The 18,747-nt window shown below is 40.3% G+C and carries 12 protein-coding genes; 2 read left to right on the top strand and 10 right to left on the bottom strand.

Going from position 1 to position 18,747, the window contains the following annotated elements; all coding sequences use genetic code 11:
* Window positions 1-20 precede the first annotated feature (20 nt).
* From I6F66_RS03430 to I6F66_RS03445, 4 genes are all read right to left on the bottom strand, one after another.
* Entirely contained in the window at window positions 21-1,535 is a 1,515-nt protein-coding gene (locus I6F66_RS03430) for a SpoVR family protein (protein ID WP_165728231.1), read from the bottom strand.
* Window positions 1,536-1,554: 19 nt separating this feature from the next.
* Window positions 1,555-2,838: a YeaH/YhbH family protein gene (locus tag I6F66_RS03435; protein WP_024605317.1), complete on the bottom strand. Its 1,284-nt coding sequence runs from the start codon at window positions 2,836-2,838 to the stop codon at window positions 1,555-1,557.
* 31 nt (window positions 2,839-2,869) lie between these two features.
* A complete protein-coding gene (locus tag I6F66_RS03440; RefSeq protein ID WP_165722493.1) occupies window positions 2,870-4,792 on the bottom strand; it encodes a PrkA family serine protein kinase in 1,923 nt (640 codons plus the stop codon).
* Window positions 4,793-5,002: 210 nt separating this feature from the next.
* Window positions 5,003-5,584, bottom strand: coding sequence for a superoxide dismutase (locus I6F66_RS03445; protein WP_002960323.1), 582 nt, complete (start codon window positions 5,582-5,584; stop codon window positions 5,003-5,005).
* Window positions 5,585-5,850: 266 nt separating this feature from the next.
* On the opposite strand from I6F66_RS03445, the gene I6F66_RS03450 reads away from it, so the two are divergent.
* A complete protein-coding gene (locus I6F66_RS03450; protein WP_004335359.1) occupies window positions 5,851-6,189 on the top strand; it encodes a Grx4 family monothiol glutaredoxin in 339 nt (112 codons plus the stop codon).
* Between the two features lie 89 nt (window positions 6,190-6,278).
* On the opposite strand, the gene I6F66_RS03455 is transcribed toward I6F66_RS03450, so the two are convergent.
* The 6 genes from I6F66_RS03455 to I6F66_RS03480 all read right to left on the bottom strand — a co-directional run bounded on the left by I6F66_RS03455 (window position 6,279) and on the right by I6F66_RS03480 (window position 13,588).
* The gene (locus I6F66_RS03455; protein WP_197208778.1) at window positions 6,279-7,592 is read right to left on the bottom strand and encodes a PAS domain-containing sensor histidine kinase; all 1,314 of its coding nucleotides are present in this window, start codon (window positions 7,590-7,592) and stop codon (window positions 6,279-6,281) included.
* Window positions 7,592-8,923: a sigma-54 dependent transcriptional regulator gene (locus I6F66_RS03460; protein ID WP_024590831.1), complete on the bottom strand. Its 1,332-nt coding sequence runs from the start codon at window positions 8,921-8,923 to the stop codon at window positions 7,592-7,594. The genes I6F66_RS03455 and I6F66_RS03460 overlap by 1 nt, the downstream gene beginning before the upstream one ends.
* Before the next feature lie 121 nt (window positions 8,924-9,044).
* On the bottom strand, window positions 9,045-10,253 hold the full coding sequence (locus I6F66_RS03465) for an ABC transporter permease (RefSeq protein ID WP_165740305.1): 1,209 nt from the start codon (window positions 10,251-10,253) through the stop codon (window positions 9,045-9,047).
* Between the two features lie 11 nt (window positions 10,254-10,264).
* On the bottom strand, window positions 10,265-11,578 hold the full coding sequence (locus I6F66_RS03470) for an ABC transporter permease (protein WP_165740303.1): 1,314 nt from the start codon (window positions 11,576-11,578) through the stop codon (window positions 10,265-10,267).
* 3 nt (window positions 11,579-11,581) lie between these two features.
* Window positions 11,582-12,292 carry an ABC transporter ATP-binding protein gene (locus tag I6F66_RS03475; protein WP_004335374.1) on the bottom strand — a complete coding sequence of 237 codons (711 nt, stop codon included), beginning with the start codon at window positions 12,290-12,292 and terminating at the stop codon, window positions 11,582-11,584.
* A 42-nt stretch (window positions 12,293-12,334) separates the two neighbouring features.
* Window positions 12,335-13,588 carry an efflux RND transporter periplasmic adaptor subunit gene (locus I6F66_RS03480; RefSeq protein WP_197208779.1) on the bottom strand — a complete coding sequence of 418 codons (1,254 nt, stop codon included), beginning with the start codon at window positions 13,586-13,588 and terminating at the stop codon, window positions 12,335-12,337.
* Window positions 13,589-14,287: 699 nt separating this feature from the next.
* Between I6F66_RS03480 and gltB the strand changes: the two genes are divergently transcribed.
* Window positions 14,288-18,745, top strand: coding sequence for a glutamate synthase large subunit (gene gltB / locus I6F66_RS03485; RefSeq protein WP_197208780.1), 4,458 nt, complete (start codon window positions 14,288-14,290; stop codon window positions 18,743-18,745).
* Window positions 18,746-18,747: the final 2 nt, after the last annotated feature.

Raw genomic sequence — 18,747 nt, forward strand, 5'->3', positions numbered from 1 at the left:
GAAAATTTTATTGCTCTTCATTATTGTGTTGTGTGTCGAGAGTCATCTATTGGGCATTGACCAATCATTGAAACCTCACCAGAATTTGACTCTTTCTCTAGTTTTACTTTAAAGCCCCATAACCTGTAAAGATGCTTAAGTACTTCCTCGTGCGAGTTTGCTAAAGGAATGTTGTTATGAGGTACGTAGCGTAGGGTTAGTGAACGGTCACCTCTAATATCAACGTCATATACTTGAATGTTAGGCTCATGATTACTCAAGTTGTACTGCGCTGAGAGCGCTTCTCTTACAGCTTTATAGCCGTTGTCGTTATGTATTGCGCCAATTTCTAAATGGGGATTATTAGTATGATCAATAATAGTAAATAATTTAAAATCACGAATTAACTTAGGCGATAAAAACTGGCTAATAAAACTCTCATCTTTAAAGTTTTCCATTGCAAAATGCAGTGTATCTAGCCAATTACTGCCTGCATATTCAGGAAACCAGCGTTTATCTTCTTCAGTTGGGTGTTCACATATTCTGCGAATATCCACCATCATATTAAAGCCTAAAGCATATGGGTTAATGCCTGAATAATATTTACTGTTATAAGGTGGCTGATAAACTACGTTGGTATGGCTTTGTAAAAACTCTAACATGAAAGAGTCGGTGAGCTTTCCCTCATCATATAAGTGATTAAGGATGGTGTAATGCCAAAATGTTGCCCAGCCTTCGTTCATTACTTGAGTTTGTTTTTGTGGGTAAAAGTATTGCGAAATTTTACGAACAATACGTATAACTTCACGTTGCCAAGAATCGAGTAATGGGGCATTTTTTTCAATAAAATACAAAATATTTTCTTGGGGTTCAGAAGGAAAATGGCGTACTTTCTTTTTGGTTTCTTGCTGTTGCTCAGGAATAGTCCGCCATAATTCATTTACTTGCGATTGAAGGTAGTCTTCACGCTCTTGTTGGCGTTTTTGTTCTTCAAATAACGATATTTGTTGTGGACGTTTGTAGCGATCCACTCCGTAATTCATTAATGCATGACATGAGTCGAGCAGGGCTTCTACTTGTGTAATACCGTGCTTTTCTTCACAGCGGCTTATGTAGTTTTTAGCAAATACCAAGTAATCAATAATTGAGCCAGCATCGGTCCAGGTTTTAAATAAGTAATTACCTTTAAAAAATGAGTTATGTCCGTAACATGCGTGCGCCATTACAAGCGCTTGCATAGGTAAGGTATTTTCTTCCATTAAGTACGCAATACAAGGGTCTGAATTTATCACTATTTCGTAAGCAAGACCCATTTGTCCGCGCTTATAATTTTGCTCTGTTTGAATGAACTTTTTACCGTAAGACCAATGGCTGTAACCAATAGGCATGCCAACGCTTGAGTAAGCATCCATCATTTGCTCTGCGGTTATCACTTCAATTTGATTAGGGTAGGTGTCTAACCTGTAGTGAGCTGCAACACGGGCAATTTCACTTTGGTACTCATCTAATAAATCAAAGGTCCAATCTGGGCCATCACTCATTCGTTTATCATTCATAATGCTACCTCGCTTTAGGCTATGCAGAGTTTTGCTGTTGACGACCTTTTTTAAATAGCTCCCTAAAAATTGGGTAAATATCTTCAACGCTTTGAATATGCTGTATGGCGAAATTATTATGGCTGTGTGTTATAGATTCATATTCGCGCCATAGGCTTTGATGAGCACGAGTGGTTATTTCAATATAAGCAAAATAGCGTACTGCGCTTAAGAGCTTATTACGCAAAATTTCACCACACTGCGGGGTGTCGTCCGCCCAGTTATCGCCATCAGAGGCTTGTGCGGCGTATACATTCCACTCGTTTGCGTGGTAACGCTCTTTTATTATTTCGTTCATTAATTTAAGAGCGCTTGAAACAATAGTGCCGCCAGTTTCTTGGGAATAAAAAAACTCTTGCTCGTCTACTTCTTTTGCTTGTGTGTGGTGGCGAATATAAACAACTTCAATGTCTTTATAGCTGCGTGTTAAAAATTGATAGAGCAAAATATAAAACCGTTTTGCCATGTCTTTTGTTGGCTGATCCATTGAGCCTGACACATCCATAATACAAAACATCACGGCTTTGCTGGTGGGGTGAGGGCGTTTTTCGTAATTACGAAAACGTAAATCGTAGTTATCAATAAATGGAACCGACTTAATTTGCACTTTTAATGCTGCAATTTCTTTTTGTAATAAAGCAATTGCTGCTTTATCGTTATGTGGACCAGCAAGCAGCAGAGCAAGTTGTTCTTCGAGCTCTTTTAAACGGCGTTTTTTACCTGCACTCATGGCAACACGCCGTGCAAGGGAGCCTTGAAGAGAGCGGACAATGTCAATATTGCTAGGTATACCATCGCTACAAAATCCTGCGCGATGGGTTTTCATTTGCACTAGCTTATCAAGCTGGTTTTCTTGTAAGTTAGGGAGCTCTAAATCTTCAAACAGTAAATCAAGGTATTCATCTTTTGATATTGAAAATACAAACTCATCTTGTCCTTCGCCCGAATCGCTGGCGTCACCTTCACCGGCACCGCCGCTTTGTCCACCTTTAGGGCGCTCAATTTTATCACCTGTAGAAAACTGATCGTTGCCTGGGTGAATTTGTTCTCTATCCCCACCTTGCCCTTGATGAAATGTAGGTTCGCTGATATCGCGCTGTGGAATAGAAATACTCTCACCAGAGCTTGAATCGGTAACGCTGCGTTTGTTAATCGCATCTGAAACCGCTTCTTTAATTTGTTTTTTATAGCGCCTAATAAAGCGCTGGCGATTAAGCGTACTTTTATTTTTTCCGTTTAAACGCCTATCTATAAAATGCGCCATATTGACCTCCTATATACTACGACTATGAAGGTTATTGCGATTTTCTAACCCGTAAATACCACTCAGAAAGCAAGCGAACTTGTTTTTGTGTATAGCCTTTTTCGACCATACGGTTCACAAAGTCTTCGTGCTTTTGCTGATCCTCTGCAGACGTTTTAGTATTAAACGAAATAACAGGGAGTAAATCTTCGGTATTAGAGAACATTTTTTTCTCAATTACCGTGCGTAGTTTTTCGTAGCTTGTCCATAGTGGGTTTTTACCGTTGTTGTGCGCACGGGCACGCAATACAAAGTTTACTATTTCATTTCGGAAATCTTTAGGGTTAGAAATACCCGCCGGCTTTTCTATTTTTTCAAGTTCGGCATTAAGTGCCTCACGGTCAAATAGTTGTCCCGTATCAGGGTCGCGATATTCTTGGTCTTGTATCCAAAAGTCTGCATAAATAACATAACGGTCAAAAATGTTTTGTCCGTATTCTGAATACGATTCTAAATAGGCGGTTTGTAACTCTTTACCTATAAACTCAACATATTGCGGAATTAAATAGCCTTTTAAAAAGCTTAAATAACGCTCTTCTATTTCGCTTGAAAATTGTTCGCGCTCTATCTGTTGTTCAAGCACATAGAACAAATGCACTGGGTTTGCGGCAACCTCAGTGGTATCAAAGTTAAACACGCGGGATAAAATTTTAAACGCAAAGCGAGTAGAGAGCCCCGTCATGCCTTCATCAACACCTGCGTAATCACGGTACTCTTGATACGATTTTGCTTTAGGGTCGGTGTCTTTTAGAGTTTCGCCATCGTATACCCGCATTTTTGAATAGATACTTGAATTTTCTGGCTCTTTTAAACGTGATAGCGTCGTAAATTGCGCCAATGTTTTAAGTGTACCTGGTGCGCATGGCGCGTTGTATAGCTCGCTGTGCTCAAGTAATTTGTCGTAAATTTTAATTTCTTCAGTCACACGTAAGCAGTAAGGTACTTTTACAATATAAACACGGTCTAAAAATGCTTCGTTGTTTTTATTGTTTTTAAAAGTTTGCCACTCAGATTCATTAGAGTGAGCGAGGATCATGCCATTAAAGGGCAGAGCACTAATGCCTTCTGTGCCGTTGTAATTACCCTCTTGGGTTGCAGTAAGTAAAGGATGCAGCACTTTAATAGGTGCTTTAAACATTTCTACAAATTCCATCAGCCCTTGGTTAGCTAAACATAAAGAGCCCGAGTAGGCGTATGCATCAGGATCGTTTTGAGCAAAGTGCTCAAGTTGGCGAATATCTACTTTACCCACTAGCGCCGAAATATCTTGGTTGTTTTCATCTCCTGGTTCGGTTTTGGCAATGCCTATTTGGTTTAAAATTGAGGGGTAGCGCTTAACCACTCTAAACTGGCTAATATCACCATTGAATTCTTTTAAGCGTTTGCCAGCCCAAGGGGACATAATGGTTTTTAAGTAGCGCGGTTTAATACCGTATTCTTGCTTAAGTACCTCGGCGTCCTCTATTGGGTCAAATAATGCAAGAGGATGGTCGTTTACCGGAGAGCCTTTAATTGAATAAATAGGTACTTGTTGCATTAAATATTTTAGTTTTTCAGCAATGGATGATTTACCCCCACCAACAGGTCCAAGTAAATAAAGCACTTGTTTGCATTCTTCAAGCCCTTGGGCGGCGTGTTTTAAATAAGAGACTATTTGCTCAATGGCGTCTTCCATACCATAAAAATCTGCAAAGGCAGGGTAGCGCGCAACTACTCTATTTGAAAATAATCGACTTAGTCGTGCATCCGTTGCGGTATCTACCATGTTTGGTTCGCCAATTGCCATGAGTAGGCGTTCTGGTGCGCTGGCGTAGGCAGACTTATCGGTTTTACAAATCTCAAGAAATTCAGCGATACTGTATTCTTCTTCCTGTGCCGCTTCGTATCGTGCTTGGTAATGCTCAAAAATCGTCATAATAACCTCCGAAACCCGCTGTAAAAAGGTGCTTACCTTTTAAAGTCTAGTCACGAATCTGTATTTTTGTGCAATAAAATTAAAAATTTAAGTGAAAAAAGATCATGTTACTAAAAGTGTTTTATTAAATGATGAGGCGCTTGGGTGTGATAAATAAGAAACAAAAAAAGACGCCTAAGCGTCTTTTTTACATTAGCGTTTAAAGGCTAATTAAGCGAAGTTAGCGTTCGCGAATTCCCAGTTAACAAGCGACCAAAAACCTTTAAGGTAATCTGGACGAACGTTACGGTAATCAATGTAGTAAGCGTGTTCCCATAAATCCACTGTAAGGATTGGAGTAACGCCATCATCAGTTAATGGTGTAGCAGCGTTAGATGTATTAACGATGTCTAGTGAACCATCAGCAAGCTTAACTAACCACGTCCAGCTTGAACCAAAGTTATTTACTGCTTTGTCATTTAATGCATCTTTAAACGCATCAAAAGAACCCCATTTAGCGTTGATTGCATCAGCAACTGCGCCAGTAGGCTCGCCGCCGCCGTTTGGAGATAAGCTGTTCCAGTAAAAAGTATGGTTCCAGATTTGTGCTGCGTTGTTAAATACGCCGCCTTCTGATGAACATACGATCTCTTCTAGAGATTTGTTTTCAAACTCAGTACCAGGGATTAAACCATTAAGCTTAACCACGTAAGTGTTGTGGTGTTTGCCATGGTGAAACTCTAGTGTTTCTTTTGAAATATGTGGCTCAAGTGCGTCGATTGCATATGGTAGTGACGGTAGTTCAAATGCCATTTTTTTATCTCCATCTTCTTTGGTTGATAGTCCATTTGGTAATACGTAATGCCTGTTGAAACAGAGCAGTTACCTATACCAAGCGGTAATATAGTGTTACTATAATTGTTGAGTATTTTACTCAAGTTTAAGCAAACAGCAATGCTATTGCGAAAGACTATTTCAATTGCGGCTTTATTTGCCCATTTTAAGTTATATATTTGTGGTCACGATGAGTTATTTTCAAGACCTAAATATATTTAGCTATCGTTACTTTGAGGTTGTAGATGGAAACCATTGATAAAATTAAACAGCAAATTTCAGAAAACCCAATAATCCTTTTCATGAAAGGGTCACCAAAATTACCAAATTGTGGTTTTTCTTCACAAGCATCGCAAGCGTTAATGTCATGTGGTGAACCATTTGCATACGTTGATATTTTACTTAATCCAGACATTCGTGCTGAGCTTCCAGCATACGCAAATTGGCCAACATTCCCGCAATTATGGGTAGATGGCGAATTAGTTGGTGGTTGTGACATTATTATCGAAATGTTTCAACGCGGTGAATTACAGCCGTTAATTACAGAAACTGCTGCTAAATATAAAGAAGCTGACGCAGAGTAATTTATTACTCAACCTGCTATCAGGTTATTAAGCTCTTTAAACACAAAGCCACTTTTTAAGTGGCTTTATTGTTTTTAATTTTTGTGAATTTACGAATAAGGAAGGCTCACTTGTACGTTTAAGCCGCCCTCTATTTTGTTATGTAAACTTATATGCCCCTGGTGCGCTTCTGCTATTTCTCTGCATAAGGCTAGCCCTAAACCACTCCCCGTACTTTTTGTAGAATAAAAGGGCACTAAAGCATTTGCCATTACTTGCTCGCTCATTCCTTTGCCGGAGTCGCTCACATTTATAACACAAGCTTGGGGTACAAATTCGACCTGAATATGTATTTCATTGGAGTTGGAGCCTGACTCGTGTGAATTTTTTAATAGGTTTATGAGCAGCTGCTCGAGTTGGGCTTGATCAGCTTGTAATTCATTGTGTGAATTTTTTATTTCGTAGCTAAATTGCCAGTGATTTTTTAAATTATTGAGTGTGTTTTGCCAGTTAATCCGTGTTTTTTGTGGCTGAGGTAATTTAGCAAACTTGCCATAGCCTTGTACAAATTCAGTTAAATGACTAATTCGCTCATCAATAGTTGCAAATACACGGGCAAGGCGGGGCTCATCAACTTTATTTGCGAGCAATTGTGCGCTGTGTAACATGGACGACATAGGGCCGAGTGAATTATTCAATTCGTGGCTGATAATGCGTATTACCTTTTTCCACACGGCAACTTCTTGGCGACTAAGCTCACGGGTTAATTGTTTAAATATATATAAATGATGCTTTTGGTTATTGAGTAAAAACTCCCCGGTGGCTAAATGCCAAGTTTGCGAGTCTTGATTCTCTATTTCTATATTAAAGAGGCCATCAACACCGTGCTCTATAGCTGCTATTAATTGCAGGGGCGAATTTTCGAGTAATTTACTTAGCTGCATACCTTCAAGGCGGGTTGCGCTATTAAATAAACTACGGCTAATTAAATTACTAAATACCACCGTATTATTATCATTGACCAGTAATAACGCTTGCGGCGAGCTTTGCAATACTTTATCAAGCATTAACTCGCGCTGGTAAATCCATTGTTTTTCTTGGCGAAGCTGTTTAGCGGTTTGATTATAAAGTCGGCATAGTTTTCCAAGTTCATCATTACTTTTATACGCTAGTAAGCTGGAGAGCTCACCATCTTTAAAATTAAGCAACCCGGTTTCGAGCGATTGCATGCCAAGCTTTATTGGTTTGGTGAGAGCTCTTGAAAGCAAGGTGCTAAATGCAAGCGTTAGTAATATTAAAAACAGAGTGTAGTACATATCAAAACCACTAAGTGCGGCAATAATAAAAACAGGCAGCGCGCTACAAAGTGCGCAAATTAACACAACCTTTTGGCTTAGGGTAAAGTGGCTAATAATGTTTGGCATTAATAATCAATACCCATTTTTTGTAATCGACGATAAAGAGCTTGTCGGCTTAAACCAAATTCACGGGCCACTTTGGCTATAACACCTTGATGAGCGCGCATTGCGTGTTCTATTTCCTGTTTGGTCGGTTCTGCTTTTGCTTCTTGTTGAGCAGTAACCGATGACGAAAGTGCAAAGTCATCGACTGTAAGCGCACCTGTTGGTTTTAGCACCGCTACACGTTTACAAGCATTTTCTAGCTCTCGAACGTTACCTGGCCATTTATAATGTTGAAGTGCTTGCTCTGTGTTTATAGTCAGCTCTCGGTGAGGTAAAAAATGGCTAATAAGTGCTAAAACATCATCTTGCCTTTCGCTAAGGGCAGGCACATTGAGTTCAATTACATTAAGGCGATAATATAAGTCTTCCCTAAATCGACCTTGTTCAATTGCTTGTAGTAAGTTTTCGTTAGTAGCCGATATTACTCGCACATTTACTTTTTGTGTTTGTGTTGAGCCTAAACGTTCAAACTCGCCGGTTTGTACTACGCGTAGTAATTTTATTTGTCCTGAGAGTGGTAAATTACCAATTTCATCTAAAAATAACGTACCGCCATCAGCTGCTTCAAATCGACCAATACGTTGTTTAGTTATCCCCGTGTATGCGCCAGCTTCAGCGCCAAAAAGTTCGGCTTCTATAAGTTCTTGTGGTAGTGCGCCTGCGTTTACCTTAATAAAAGGTTGCGATACAAGTGGGGAGTTTTTTTGAATGATATGCGCAATGCACTCTTTACCACTTCCATTAGGGCCTGTAATTAATGCAGATATATCAGATTTAGCTACTTGTAGCGCCATAGTGACCAGTCGTTCCATAGCCGTGCTTTTAAATATTAGCCCGGCAAGGTCTGCGCTTTTAAATGTACCTTCACGCTCTTGTTGATGGCGATTATGTGTCGCCACTATTTTTTTAGCACTGCCTAGCTCTATTAAGTTACTGATACAAACTAGTAGTTTTGCATCATCCCAGGGTTTTGGTAAGTAATCGGCAGCACCGGCTTTTACAAGCTCAATAGCGGTAGCAAGTTCGGTCCAGGCTGTAATAAGTATAATAGGGAGGTGTGGGTTTATTTCTCGTAGTTCATAAAACAACGTTTTACCTTCTTCGCCAGAGGTTGTGTCGCTGGTAAAGTTCATGTCTTGAATTACAAGCTCAATTCGCTGATAGCGAACTATTTGCAGAGCATCAAACGGGTTTGTTGCAGTCACTACCGAAAAGTCGTGGATCTCGAGCAACAATGAAAGTGCATCGAGTACTGCTTGGTTATCATCAACAATGAGTATTTTATGAGTCATAGGTTATTTTTATAATTTTTTAATGGCTACACTGCCTTACTAATCAGTGTAGCATAGTGATTTTTACATGATTTAGTAACCTAAACTCTGGATAATAAATCTACCTCAAGCGGATTCTAGGTTAAATTGTGCGAGTTGCGATACTGGGCGAAATATTAGCAGCGCGTTTAGCCGGCCCTAATACCGCAAGTAAGCTCATTAATAATACGACAATGGCGGTAACGGCTATATAGCTTGGCGGTAGTGCGGCTACAGAAAAATACTGCATTAACATTTTCCCAAGTAGTATTGCTGTTACCACACCTAAGGCTAAACCTAGGCTACAAATTAATGCATTTTCTACTAAAAAGTAGCTAACAATAGCTGACTTTCTTGCACCAAGTGCTCTGCGTGTGCCAATTTGCTTAGTACGTTTGCTAATATTAAATAAGGTTAAGCCAAAAATACCGAGAGCGGTTATAAGCACTAAAATAGTGATTAATACTATGAGCATGCGCATCATGAGGCGGTCTTTAGCGGTATACTCATTTTTTAATTCATCAAGTCCTTTAATGTTATTAATAACGCGTTTGCTGTAATTTTCGAGCATGGCATTTTCTATTTCTTTCATTACAGCTGCTCGCTGACCAGGCTCTGTACGAACGGCAACTTGTGCATAACTTGCTGCTTTAATATAAGGAATAAACGCAAGATTATCGGGTTTACTGTCTTTGAGCCACGGGCCTTTCATGTTTCCGATCACGCCAATAACTTTAAGTGGTAGGTCACCAAAATAAACTATTTTTCCTAAACCATCTCCATCAGGGTAGAGCTCATCAAGTAAGGCTTTAGTGACTATAGTGACGTTGGTGCGCTTTTGTGTAATTTCGTTTGTAACTAGCACTTCATCTTCGGTAAAGTTTCGCCCTGCGATTAAGTTAACGCCGTAGGTATTAATTGCGTGGTCATCTATAAAAAAATAAGCAGTTCTTACACTTAGGCCTTCTTGTGGAGCGGGTTGTAAATTAAAGCTCGAAGCGCTGCCACTGCCTGATAGCGGGATACTACTGCTTAATGCGGCATCAACTACGCCTGGCATTTTTCTAAGCATGCTTTCATCAAGCTCAAACTGCTGGCTTAAGTTAATATCAGTACCAAAGGTCATTACATTAAACTTAAATATATCTTGCTCAGGGTAGCCCGTTTCTTGATTTAAATAGCTAATTCTGTCTTGAATGATAAATGCAGCATTACTGACTATAGCTGTGGTAATTGCAATTTGAATTAGCAGTAATACAGCGCCCACCTTTGAGCGGCATAAGGCGTTAAATATAGGTTTTATTTCTAACATTGTTAAATTCCTTATTGGCTCTTAAGATAAATAGCAGGATTGGTTTTACACACTAACCAAGCTGGGTACAAACCAGCCAAAATGCAGGTTGTAATTGCAATCAATGGGGCGCTCAATAGCATGGTCAAATCCATTGTTGCTAAGTTTTCATAGTAGTCGTAGCTTTGCACTACGCCCATTAAGCCAAGTTGTGCTAGTACAATTCCTAGCATGCCACCTATAAAGCCAAGCATGGCGACCTCAACTAAGTGCTGTAAAAATATTTGCCTTTTACTAGCGCCTAATGCGCGTCTTACACCTACTTCTGGCGCTCTGCGTAAAAACTTGGCTAAAAGTAAACCTAAAATATTGGCTAAGCAGACACCTAAGAACATAAAGCTCAGGCCCACTAAAATTTTATTGTCTTCGGTGACGACGTTGTTGTATTGCATCCATTGGTTTACATCGCGAAGTTTATACTCAAGTTCTTTACGATTAAATCGACCACGTTTTTGTTGTTCTTGCATATAGGCTAATAAGTAATTTTGATAGGCTTGTTTTTGTTCAAGCGTATTTAGCTCTGCCCAAAACTGGATCCATACTTGCTCAGATTGCAGTTTATCTGCAAAGGTTGGTGTGTTTTCGTGTTTCCATCCATTGCTATTGCCCCAACTTACGAGCTCTTTTGCCTTTATTAAGCTAAAGGGCATAAATAATTCTTCTACTTGATTAAATGCACCGTTATTTAAATCATAATATTTAATATTGAGAGGCCAATGGTTAATAACACCAACTACTTGATAGCTTGCATCATCTAAGTAAATCAGTTCTCCGACGGAGTTTTGTCCTGCAAATAGTTTATCGTTTATCTCTTGGGTAATAACAACCACAGGTGCGGCTGAGTTTTCTTGCTCTTTGCTCCAAGCCCCTCCGTATAGAAATGACAAATTAAACATGCTAAAAAAGTCAGGCGTTGTCATGCGAGCATTACCTATAAAAGGTTTTATTTTGTCGGAGTCTAAATAAACTGAAAAGCCGGTACGCATCATAGCCACTTTTTTCTCTGACGTGGGTGCGTTTAATAAGTTCTCTGCATCTTGATAGGTCAATTGCAGTGGCATGTTATCTTCTGTCCACCACGTACTACCATCGTCCATTGTTTGTAATTGCACACTGTAAAGTTGGCTGCTTTTTTCTGGAATAGGATCGGCCGACATCATGTGATAAACACTAAGGCTGGTCATTGTTATGCCTATACCTATCGCAATGGCAAGTACCATTAAAAAGCTAACCAATGGGGTGCGCTTGAAGCTGCGCCAACTTAAATCTAAATAATGAATAAACATTAGTTAAACCCCCGATGCTGTTTTTATAGTTTGCGCGCCCTGATAAAGCGTAAAGTCGGCAAGTTGTCCATCAACTACTTGAATATTACGCGGAGCACGGCGGGCTAATTCGCTATCATGAGTTACCATTACAATAGTGGCACCGTCGCGATTGATTTGTTCAAGTAACTCCATAACTTGGCGAGCCATTAAGCTGTCAAGGTTACCTGTTGGCTCATCGGCAAGTAAAAAACGAGGTTCACCAGCAAGCGCACGGGCTATTGCCACACGTTGTTGCTGGCCACCAGAGAGTTGTTGAGGTAAGTGTTTAGCGCGAGATGCTAAACCAACTTGTTCAAGGCATTGCTCAATTCGACGTTTTCGCTCATTTGCTTTAATCCCTCTGTAGCGAAGAGGAACTTCTATGTTTTCATATAAATTTAAATCGGGGATCAAATTAAAGCCTTGGAATATAAAGCCAATTTTTTGATTACGTAAATCAGCACGTTGGTTATCGTTTAGGCTGCCAACATTAACGCCATCCAGCAGGTATTCACCTTCGTTAAAAGGCTCGAGCATACCTGCAATATTTAAAAAGGTTGTTTTTCCTGAGCCGCTAGGACCAGTAACAGCAATAAATTCGCCTTCGTTTACTTGCAGATTAAAATCTCGAAGCGCATGGGTTTGTACCATTTCTGTTTGGTATACTTTACTTACATTGTTCATTTGTAACATCGTTGTTCCTAATTATTTTTAGCGTTGGTTGAGAACGTCTGTTTAATTTAATAAAATCGTGTTGGCTTGCTTAAAGTCGCTGTAGCTTGAAATAATAATTTCATCGTTTTCTTTTAGTCCACTTAAAAGCTCAACCGCATTAATGCTGGTGGCGCCTATTGTAATAGGTATACGCTTTGCGATATTGCCATCGACTTTATAAGCTATAATTCCGCCTTGCTGCATAAATGCACCACGCTTTACTTGCATTACACCTTCTCGGTTGTCGAGTAAAATACGTGCAGTTAAGCGTTGGTTCTGACGAATGTTGTTAGTAACACCTTTAAACCGGACGCGTGCTGTTACTTCACGATTATTAACTTCTGGTGATATGGCGGATAAATTCCCCATCACTGTTTCATTGCCTAACTTAAGCTCTACTTCCATACCGAGCCCTAATTCGTTTGCGTAACTTTCAGGAACTTGGAGTTCGGCTTCAAAATTACTTAAGTCGACGAGAGTCATAAGAGGTTGGCTTTGCGTCACTGCGGCTTTTTGTTGCACTAATAGGTTACCCACGATCCCTGTAACGGTAGCCTTAATAGATAGGTTGCTTACTTTTCGGATTAAGTCATCAACAATAAGTTGTTGGCGGGTCACATCACTTTTAGCAGCTTGTAGTTCAAAAGCGAGCGTGTCTTTGGCAAGCAATACCTCTTGCTGCGCATGCTTATAGGAGAGCTTAGCTCGGGATAAATCATCAACTGCTTTTTCTAGATCAATTTGGCTAATTAAGTGCTTTTGTATTGATAACTGTGCGCGACGATTTTCGCGCTCAGCGGCGTTAAGCTCAACTTGCGCCATATCGAGTGTTTTATTTAAAGTGAGTGTTTGGCGTCTTGCTTGCAAATGCTGCCTTTGCTGCTCGCCTTCAAGTCTTTTAAGTACAGACTCCTGTTGCTTTAATTCATTAGTTAACTCAGGGCTTTGCAGCAGGGCAAGTGTGTTGCCTTGCTTTACTGTATCGCCGGCCTTTACTTTTAAATCTATAAATCCCCGTTCTGGACTGTAGATTTTAGGAGCATTAGCAGCAACAATTTTACCACTGGCGGCAATGTCTCGAATGAGCGCTTTAACATGTACTTTTGCAATCTGTACTTTTGAGCGGCTAATAGAGCTTTTAGCGCTATGGCTCGTTAAAAAAATATAAGCAATTGCAGAGACCACAATGAAAACAATCGCAGTGATTATCGCGTATTTTTTATAGCTTATAGGTGCCTTTACTTGTATGTCTTGTGCGCTGGTATCTTTAATCATTTAATTTCCCCTAAATTGCTTTTATGTATTTTTCGCACAGCAGTAATAAAGCTGCTGTGCAAATAGCGGCAATAGGAGAGAGTAAAAATAAGCTTAGAGTAAACATAGTAATTCCAATTAGCGATTATATATAAAGCTATACGATTAATATGCCAACTATTATCTTATTGATATTTAAGTGATTTTATTTTTTTTGTTATTGAAATTCATGTCCGCGGACAGTTTATGTGTCCGCATCGGACATAGTTTTAAATAAAAATTCACTATTAACGTACAAAAAATGACATGAACTTTCATAACTATACTAATGAGCAGCAATAATCGGGGATGTTAAGCCATTAAAGTAATGAAATAGCATAAAACTATCTAAATGTTAACTGAATAGCCCCTCTAGTGCTGAATACTTATTCACTTTCGGTTGCCTTTACGTTTACGTAAGCTGGCACGCTGAATGCTTGTGTTTTTTACAATATGTTAAACTTGACACCAGTGTCATGAAAAAATAGTGGTTAAAATAACGCTAAATGTTAAAAATAATGATAAAAAGAAATCTTGCTATGAAGTGAGAAATATTCAAGAATGTGAATATGTATTCAAAGTGCTATTGACTCTATTTAAGATAGAGGCTAGTTTTGTCCGTCTGTTAGCAAATCGTCGAGCAGTTCATCCACGCTAACAGTGCAGCAAGGGGAGGGGTCTATGTTATACGACTCAAAGTTAGAAAAAGAAAATTGTGGCTTTGGCTTAATAGCTCAAGTTAATGGTCAAGCTAGTCATAGGCTTATTCGTACTGCTATTACGGGGCTTGATCGCATGCAGCACCGTGGTGGTATATCTGCCGATGGTAAAACAGGTGATGGCTGTGGTTTATTATTACAAAAACCAGATAGCTTTTTCCGTGCTATTGCTAGTGAACATAACTGGCACTTAGGCAAAAACTACGCAGTGGGTATGATATTTTTAAATTCAGACCCTGTTTTAGCGCAAGCTGCAAAACAAATACTTAGCGAAGAATTAGAAAAAGAAACGTTAAATATTTTAGGTTGGCGCGTTGTGCCAACCGACCCATCAATGCTCGGTCCTATTGCTGTACAGCAATTACCAGGTTTTGAACAAATTTTTGTTAGCGCGCCAGAAGGTTGGCGTTCTAAAGACTTAGAGCGTCGCTTATATGTAGCACGCCGCCGCGCTGAAAAGCGCATTGTTGATGACGAAGCTTTCTATATCGCAAGTCTATCTGGTTTGGTAACTATCTATAAAGGCTTAATGATGCCTGCAGATTTACCAAATTTTTACCTAGATTTAGCTGATATTCGTATGACGAGTGCGATTTGTGTTTTCCATCAGCGCTTTTCTACTAATACTCAGCCGCGTTGGCCTTTAGCTCAACCTTTCCGCTATTTAGCACACAATGGTGAAATTAATACTATTGAAGGTAACCGCCAGTGGGCACGCGCACGTTCATACAAGTTTGCGTCACCGCTTATTCCTGATTTACAAAGCGCAGCGCCGTTTGTAAACGAAACCGGTTCTGATTCATCAAGCCTAGATAATATGCTTGAGCTATTTTTAGCTGGTGGCATGGATTTATTCCGCGCTATGCGTATGCTCGTACCACCTGCATGGCAGAAAAACCGTGCAATGGACGACGATTTACGTGCATTTTACGACTTTAACTCTATGCATATGGAACCATGGGATGGCCCGGCAGGTATTGTTATGTCGGATGGTCGTTTTGCGGCTTGTAACCTTGACCGTAATGGACTTCGCCCAGCGCGTTATGTAATTACACAAGATGGCTTTATTACGCTTGCATCAGAAGTGGGTATTTGGGATTACACTGCCGATGAAGTAGTTGAAAAAGGCCGTGTTGGTCCAGGTGAATTATTAGTTATTGATACTAAGCTTGGCAAAATTTGGCACTCAGATGAAATCGATCAAGATTTAAAGTCTCGCCATCCTTACAAGTCATGGCTTGAGGAGAACGTTAAGCGTTTAGTTCCATTTGAAGAGCTTACTGAGCAAGACGCCGGTAATCGCTCATTTGATGACGAAACGTTAGTTAAATATCAAAAAATGTTTGGTTATACCAACGAAGAGCTTGATAGCGTTATTCGTGTAATGGGTGAAAACGGCCAAGAAGCAACCGGCTCAATGGGTGATGACACGCCATTTGCTGTGCTTAGTGAAGGGCATCGCTCGCTGTATGATTATTTCCGCCAAAAATTTGCGCAAGTAACAAATCCACCTATCGATCCACTGCGTGAAAACCATGTAATGTCGCTTGCGACATGTATTGGTAGCGAGCAAAACGTATTTAACGAAACTACAGGCCACGCTAAGCGGCTACAGTTTGATACGCCAATTTTAATGTACGCAGACATGCAGCAGCTATTAAATGCTGATGAAGCGCATTACAGCTACTGTAAAATTGATATTACCTACACAGTTGAAGAAGGTTTAGAAAATGCGGTAACGCGTATTTGTGACCAAGCACAAGAAAAAGCAGCCGCTGGTTGTATCATGCTTATTTTAACTGACCGTAACTTTAATGAAGCAAATTTGCCGATTCCAGCAGCTATGGCTGTAGGTGCGGTACAAAAACGTTTAGTTGATAACAATCTTCGCTGTGAATCAAACATTATCATTGAAACCGGTAGCGTGCGTGATGCGCATCAGTTTGCTGTGTTATTAGGCTTTGGTGCTACGGCAATTTATCCATACCTTGCGTATGAATCGTTAGTTGCGATGAGCGACAGCAAAATTATTAATAAGTCGTATTGCGAAGTAACTCTTGCTTACCGTAAAGCCATTAACAAGGGCTTATACAAAATCATGTCTAAAATGGGCATAAGTACGGTTGCGTCATATCGCTGCTCAATGTTGTTTGAAGCGGTTGGTTTATCTGACGCTATTGTACAAATGTGCTTTAAAGGTGTGGCAAGTCGCATACAGGGCGCATGCTTTACCGACTTTGATGACGATCAGCAAAGCTTACACAAACTCGCTCTAAGTAAGCGTAAATTATTAAGCCACGGCGGCTTGTTTAAGTACGTACATGGCGGCGAGTATCATGCTTATAACCCTGATGTAATCCAAACCCTGCAAAAAGCAGTTCGTTCTGGTGAATATAGTGATTACAGTGAATATGCAAAACTTGTTAATACGCGTCCTATTGCCACTTTACGTGACATGCTTGCGCTTAAAATTCCAGAGCAAGGCATTAGCATCGATGATGTAGAGCCTGCAGAAAACCTATACAAGCGTTTCGATTCAGCAGCAATGAGTATTGGTGCATTATCGCCAGAAGCGCATGAGGCTCTAGCAATTGCAATGAACCGCTTAGGCGGTTGTTCAAACTCTGGTGAAGGCGGCGAAGATAAGCTGCGTTATGGTACCGAGAAAAACTCGCGTATTAAACAAGTTGCTTCAGGTCGATTTGGCGTAACGCCGCATTATTTACGCAGTGCTGACGTTATTCAAATTAAAGTAGCGCAAGGTGCAAAACCAGGCGAAGGCGGTCAATTACCGGGTGAAAAAGTAACTCCATACATTGCTAAACTTCGTTATTCGGTTCCCGGTGTTACGTTAATTTCGCCACCACCACATCACGATATTTATTCAATTGAAGATTTAGCGCAGCTAATTTTCGATTTGAAACAAGTAAACCCTAAAGCGCTAATTTCTGTAAAACTGGTTTCAGAACCAGGCGTAGGAACCATTGCAACGGGTGTTGCTAAAGCGTATGCCGATTTAATTACTATTTCTGGCTATGATGGTGGTACAGGCGCAAGCCCACTTACTTCAGTTAAATATGCAGGTAGCCCATGGGAGCTAGGACTTGCAGAAACGCAGCAAGCTCTTGTTGAAAATGGACTGCGTCATCGTATTCGCTTGCAAACAGATGGTGGCTTAAAAACGGGTTTAGATATAATTAAAGCGGCAATTTTAGGTGCAGAAAGTTTTGGCTTTGGTACCGGCCCAATGGTTGCGCTTGGTTGTAAATACTTACGAATTTGCCATTTAAACAACTGTGCGACCGGTGTTGCAACACAAGACGAAACACTTCGTCAAAAGCATTACCACGGCTTACCAGAAATGGCGATGAACTACTTTAAGTTTATAGCGCAAGAAGCACGTGAAATCATGGCAAGCTTGGGTGTTGTAAACTTAACTGATTTAATCGGTCGTTTAGATTTGCTTGAAGCAATTGAAGGCAAAACAGCAAAACAGAAGAAAATTGATTTATCTTCAGTAATTGCTCAGCCTAATAACCCAACTGGCGAAACGCTTTATTGTAGTGCGCCTAATAGCTCACATTATTTAGGAAAACTTAATGAGAGCCTACTTGCTAAGGCGCAAGACGCAATTGATGCTTCAAGCGGTATTTCACTAGTAAGTCGTATTTGTAATACGGACAGATCGGTAGGTGCAATGCTTTCTGGCTATATTGCTGATAAATATGGCAACCAAGGTATGGCGGCAGATCCTGTAGCAATTGAGCTACATGGTACTGCGGGTCAATCATTTGGTGTTTGGAATGCCGGTGGCCTTGAAATGACACTGGTTGGCGATGCAAACGATTACGTAGGTAAAGGCATGGCGGGTGGCAAGTTAGTTATTCGTCCACCACTTGGCTCGTCGTTCGAAAGTCACAAAGCCACAATTGCAGGCAACACATGTTTATACGGTGCAACAGGCGGCAAACTGTTTGCTGCAGGTTGTGCAGGCGAGCGCTTTGCAGTTCGTAACTCAGGTGTGCAAGCGGTTGTTGAAGGTGTAGGTGACAACTGTTGTGAATACATGACGGGCGGCGTTGTATGTGTACTGGGCAATGTAGGCGTTAACTTTGGTGCGGGTATGACAGGTGGTTTTGCTTATATTTTAGATGAGCGAAATGATTTTGAAAAACGCATTAATCCAGAGCTTGTCGAAATAGTAACACTAGACGAATTAACGTCGCATCAAGAACATTTACGCGGCTTAATTGCTGAGCATTTAGAGCTTACGGGTTCGTGCAGAGCAGAAAGTATTTTGGCTAACTTTGAATTGTACTTACCTATGTTCAAATTAGTAAAACCAATATCAAGTGACGTAAAAAGTTTACTCGGGCATCGCGCTCGCAGTAGTGCCGAACTACGTGTTCAGGCGCAATAAGG

Origin of the sequence: Pseudoalteromonas sp. NZS100_1 (assembly GCF_015864285.1) — a bacterium.
Classification (GTDB): Bacteria; Pseudomonadota; Gammaproteobacteria; order Enterobacterales; family Alteromonadaceae; genus Pseudoalteromonas; species Pseudoalteromonas arctica.

Excerpts from the sequence above, each read along its gene's own strand:
- I6F66_RS03435 (WP_024605317.1), bottom strand. The coding sequence starts at position 2,838 with ATGGCGCATTTTATAGATAGGCGTTTAAACGGAAAAAATAAAAGTACG.
- gltB (WP_197208780.1), top strand. The coding sequence starts at position 14,288 with ATGTTATACGACTCAAAGTTAGAAAAAGAAAATTGTGGCTTTGGCTTA.
- I6F66_RS03430 (WP_165728231.1), bottom strand. The coding sequence starts at position 1,535 with ATGAATGATAAACGAATGAGTGATGGCCCAGATTGGACCTTTGATTTA.
- I6F66_RS03475 (WP_004335374.1), bottom strand. The coding sequence starts at position 12,292 with ATGTTACAAATGAACAATGTAAGTAAAGTATACCAAACAGAAATGGTA.
- I6F66_RS03455 (WP_197208778.1), bottom strand. The coding sequence starts at position 7,592 with ATGCCAAACATTATTAGCCACTTTACCCTAAGCCAAAAGGTTGTGTTA.
- I6F66_RS03470 (WP_165740303.1), bottom strand. The coding sequence starts at position 11,578 with ATGTTTATTCATTATTTAGATTTAAGTTGGCGCAGCTTCAAGCGCACC.
- I6F66_RS03450 (WP_004335359.1), top strand. The coding sequence starts at position 5,851 with ATGGAAACCATTGATAAAATTAAACAGCAAATTTCAGAAAACCCAATA.
- I6F66_RS03480 (WP_197208779.1), bottom strand. The coding sequence starts at position 13,588 with ATGATTAAAGATACCAGCGCACAAGACATACAAGTAAAGGCACCTATA.
- I6F66_RS03465 (WP_165740305.1), bottom strand. The coding sequence starts at position 10,253 with ATGTTAGAAATAAAACCTATATTTAACGCCTTATGCCGCTCAAAGGTG.
- I6F66_RS03460 (WP_024590831.1), bottom strand. The coding sequence starts at position 8,923 with ATGACTCATAAAATACTCATTGTTGATGATAACCAAGCAGTACTCGAT.
- I6F66_RS03440 (WP_165722493.1), bottom strand. The coding sequence starts at position 4,792 with ATGACGATTTTTGAGCATTACCAAGCACGATACGAAGCGGCACAGGAA.
- I6F66_RS03445 (WP_002960323.1), bottom strand. The coding sequence starts at position 5,584 with ATGGCATTTGAACTACCGTCACTACCATATGCAATCGACGCACTTGAG.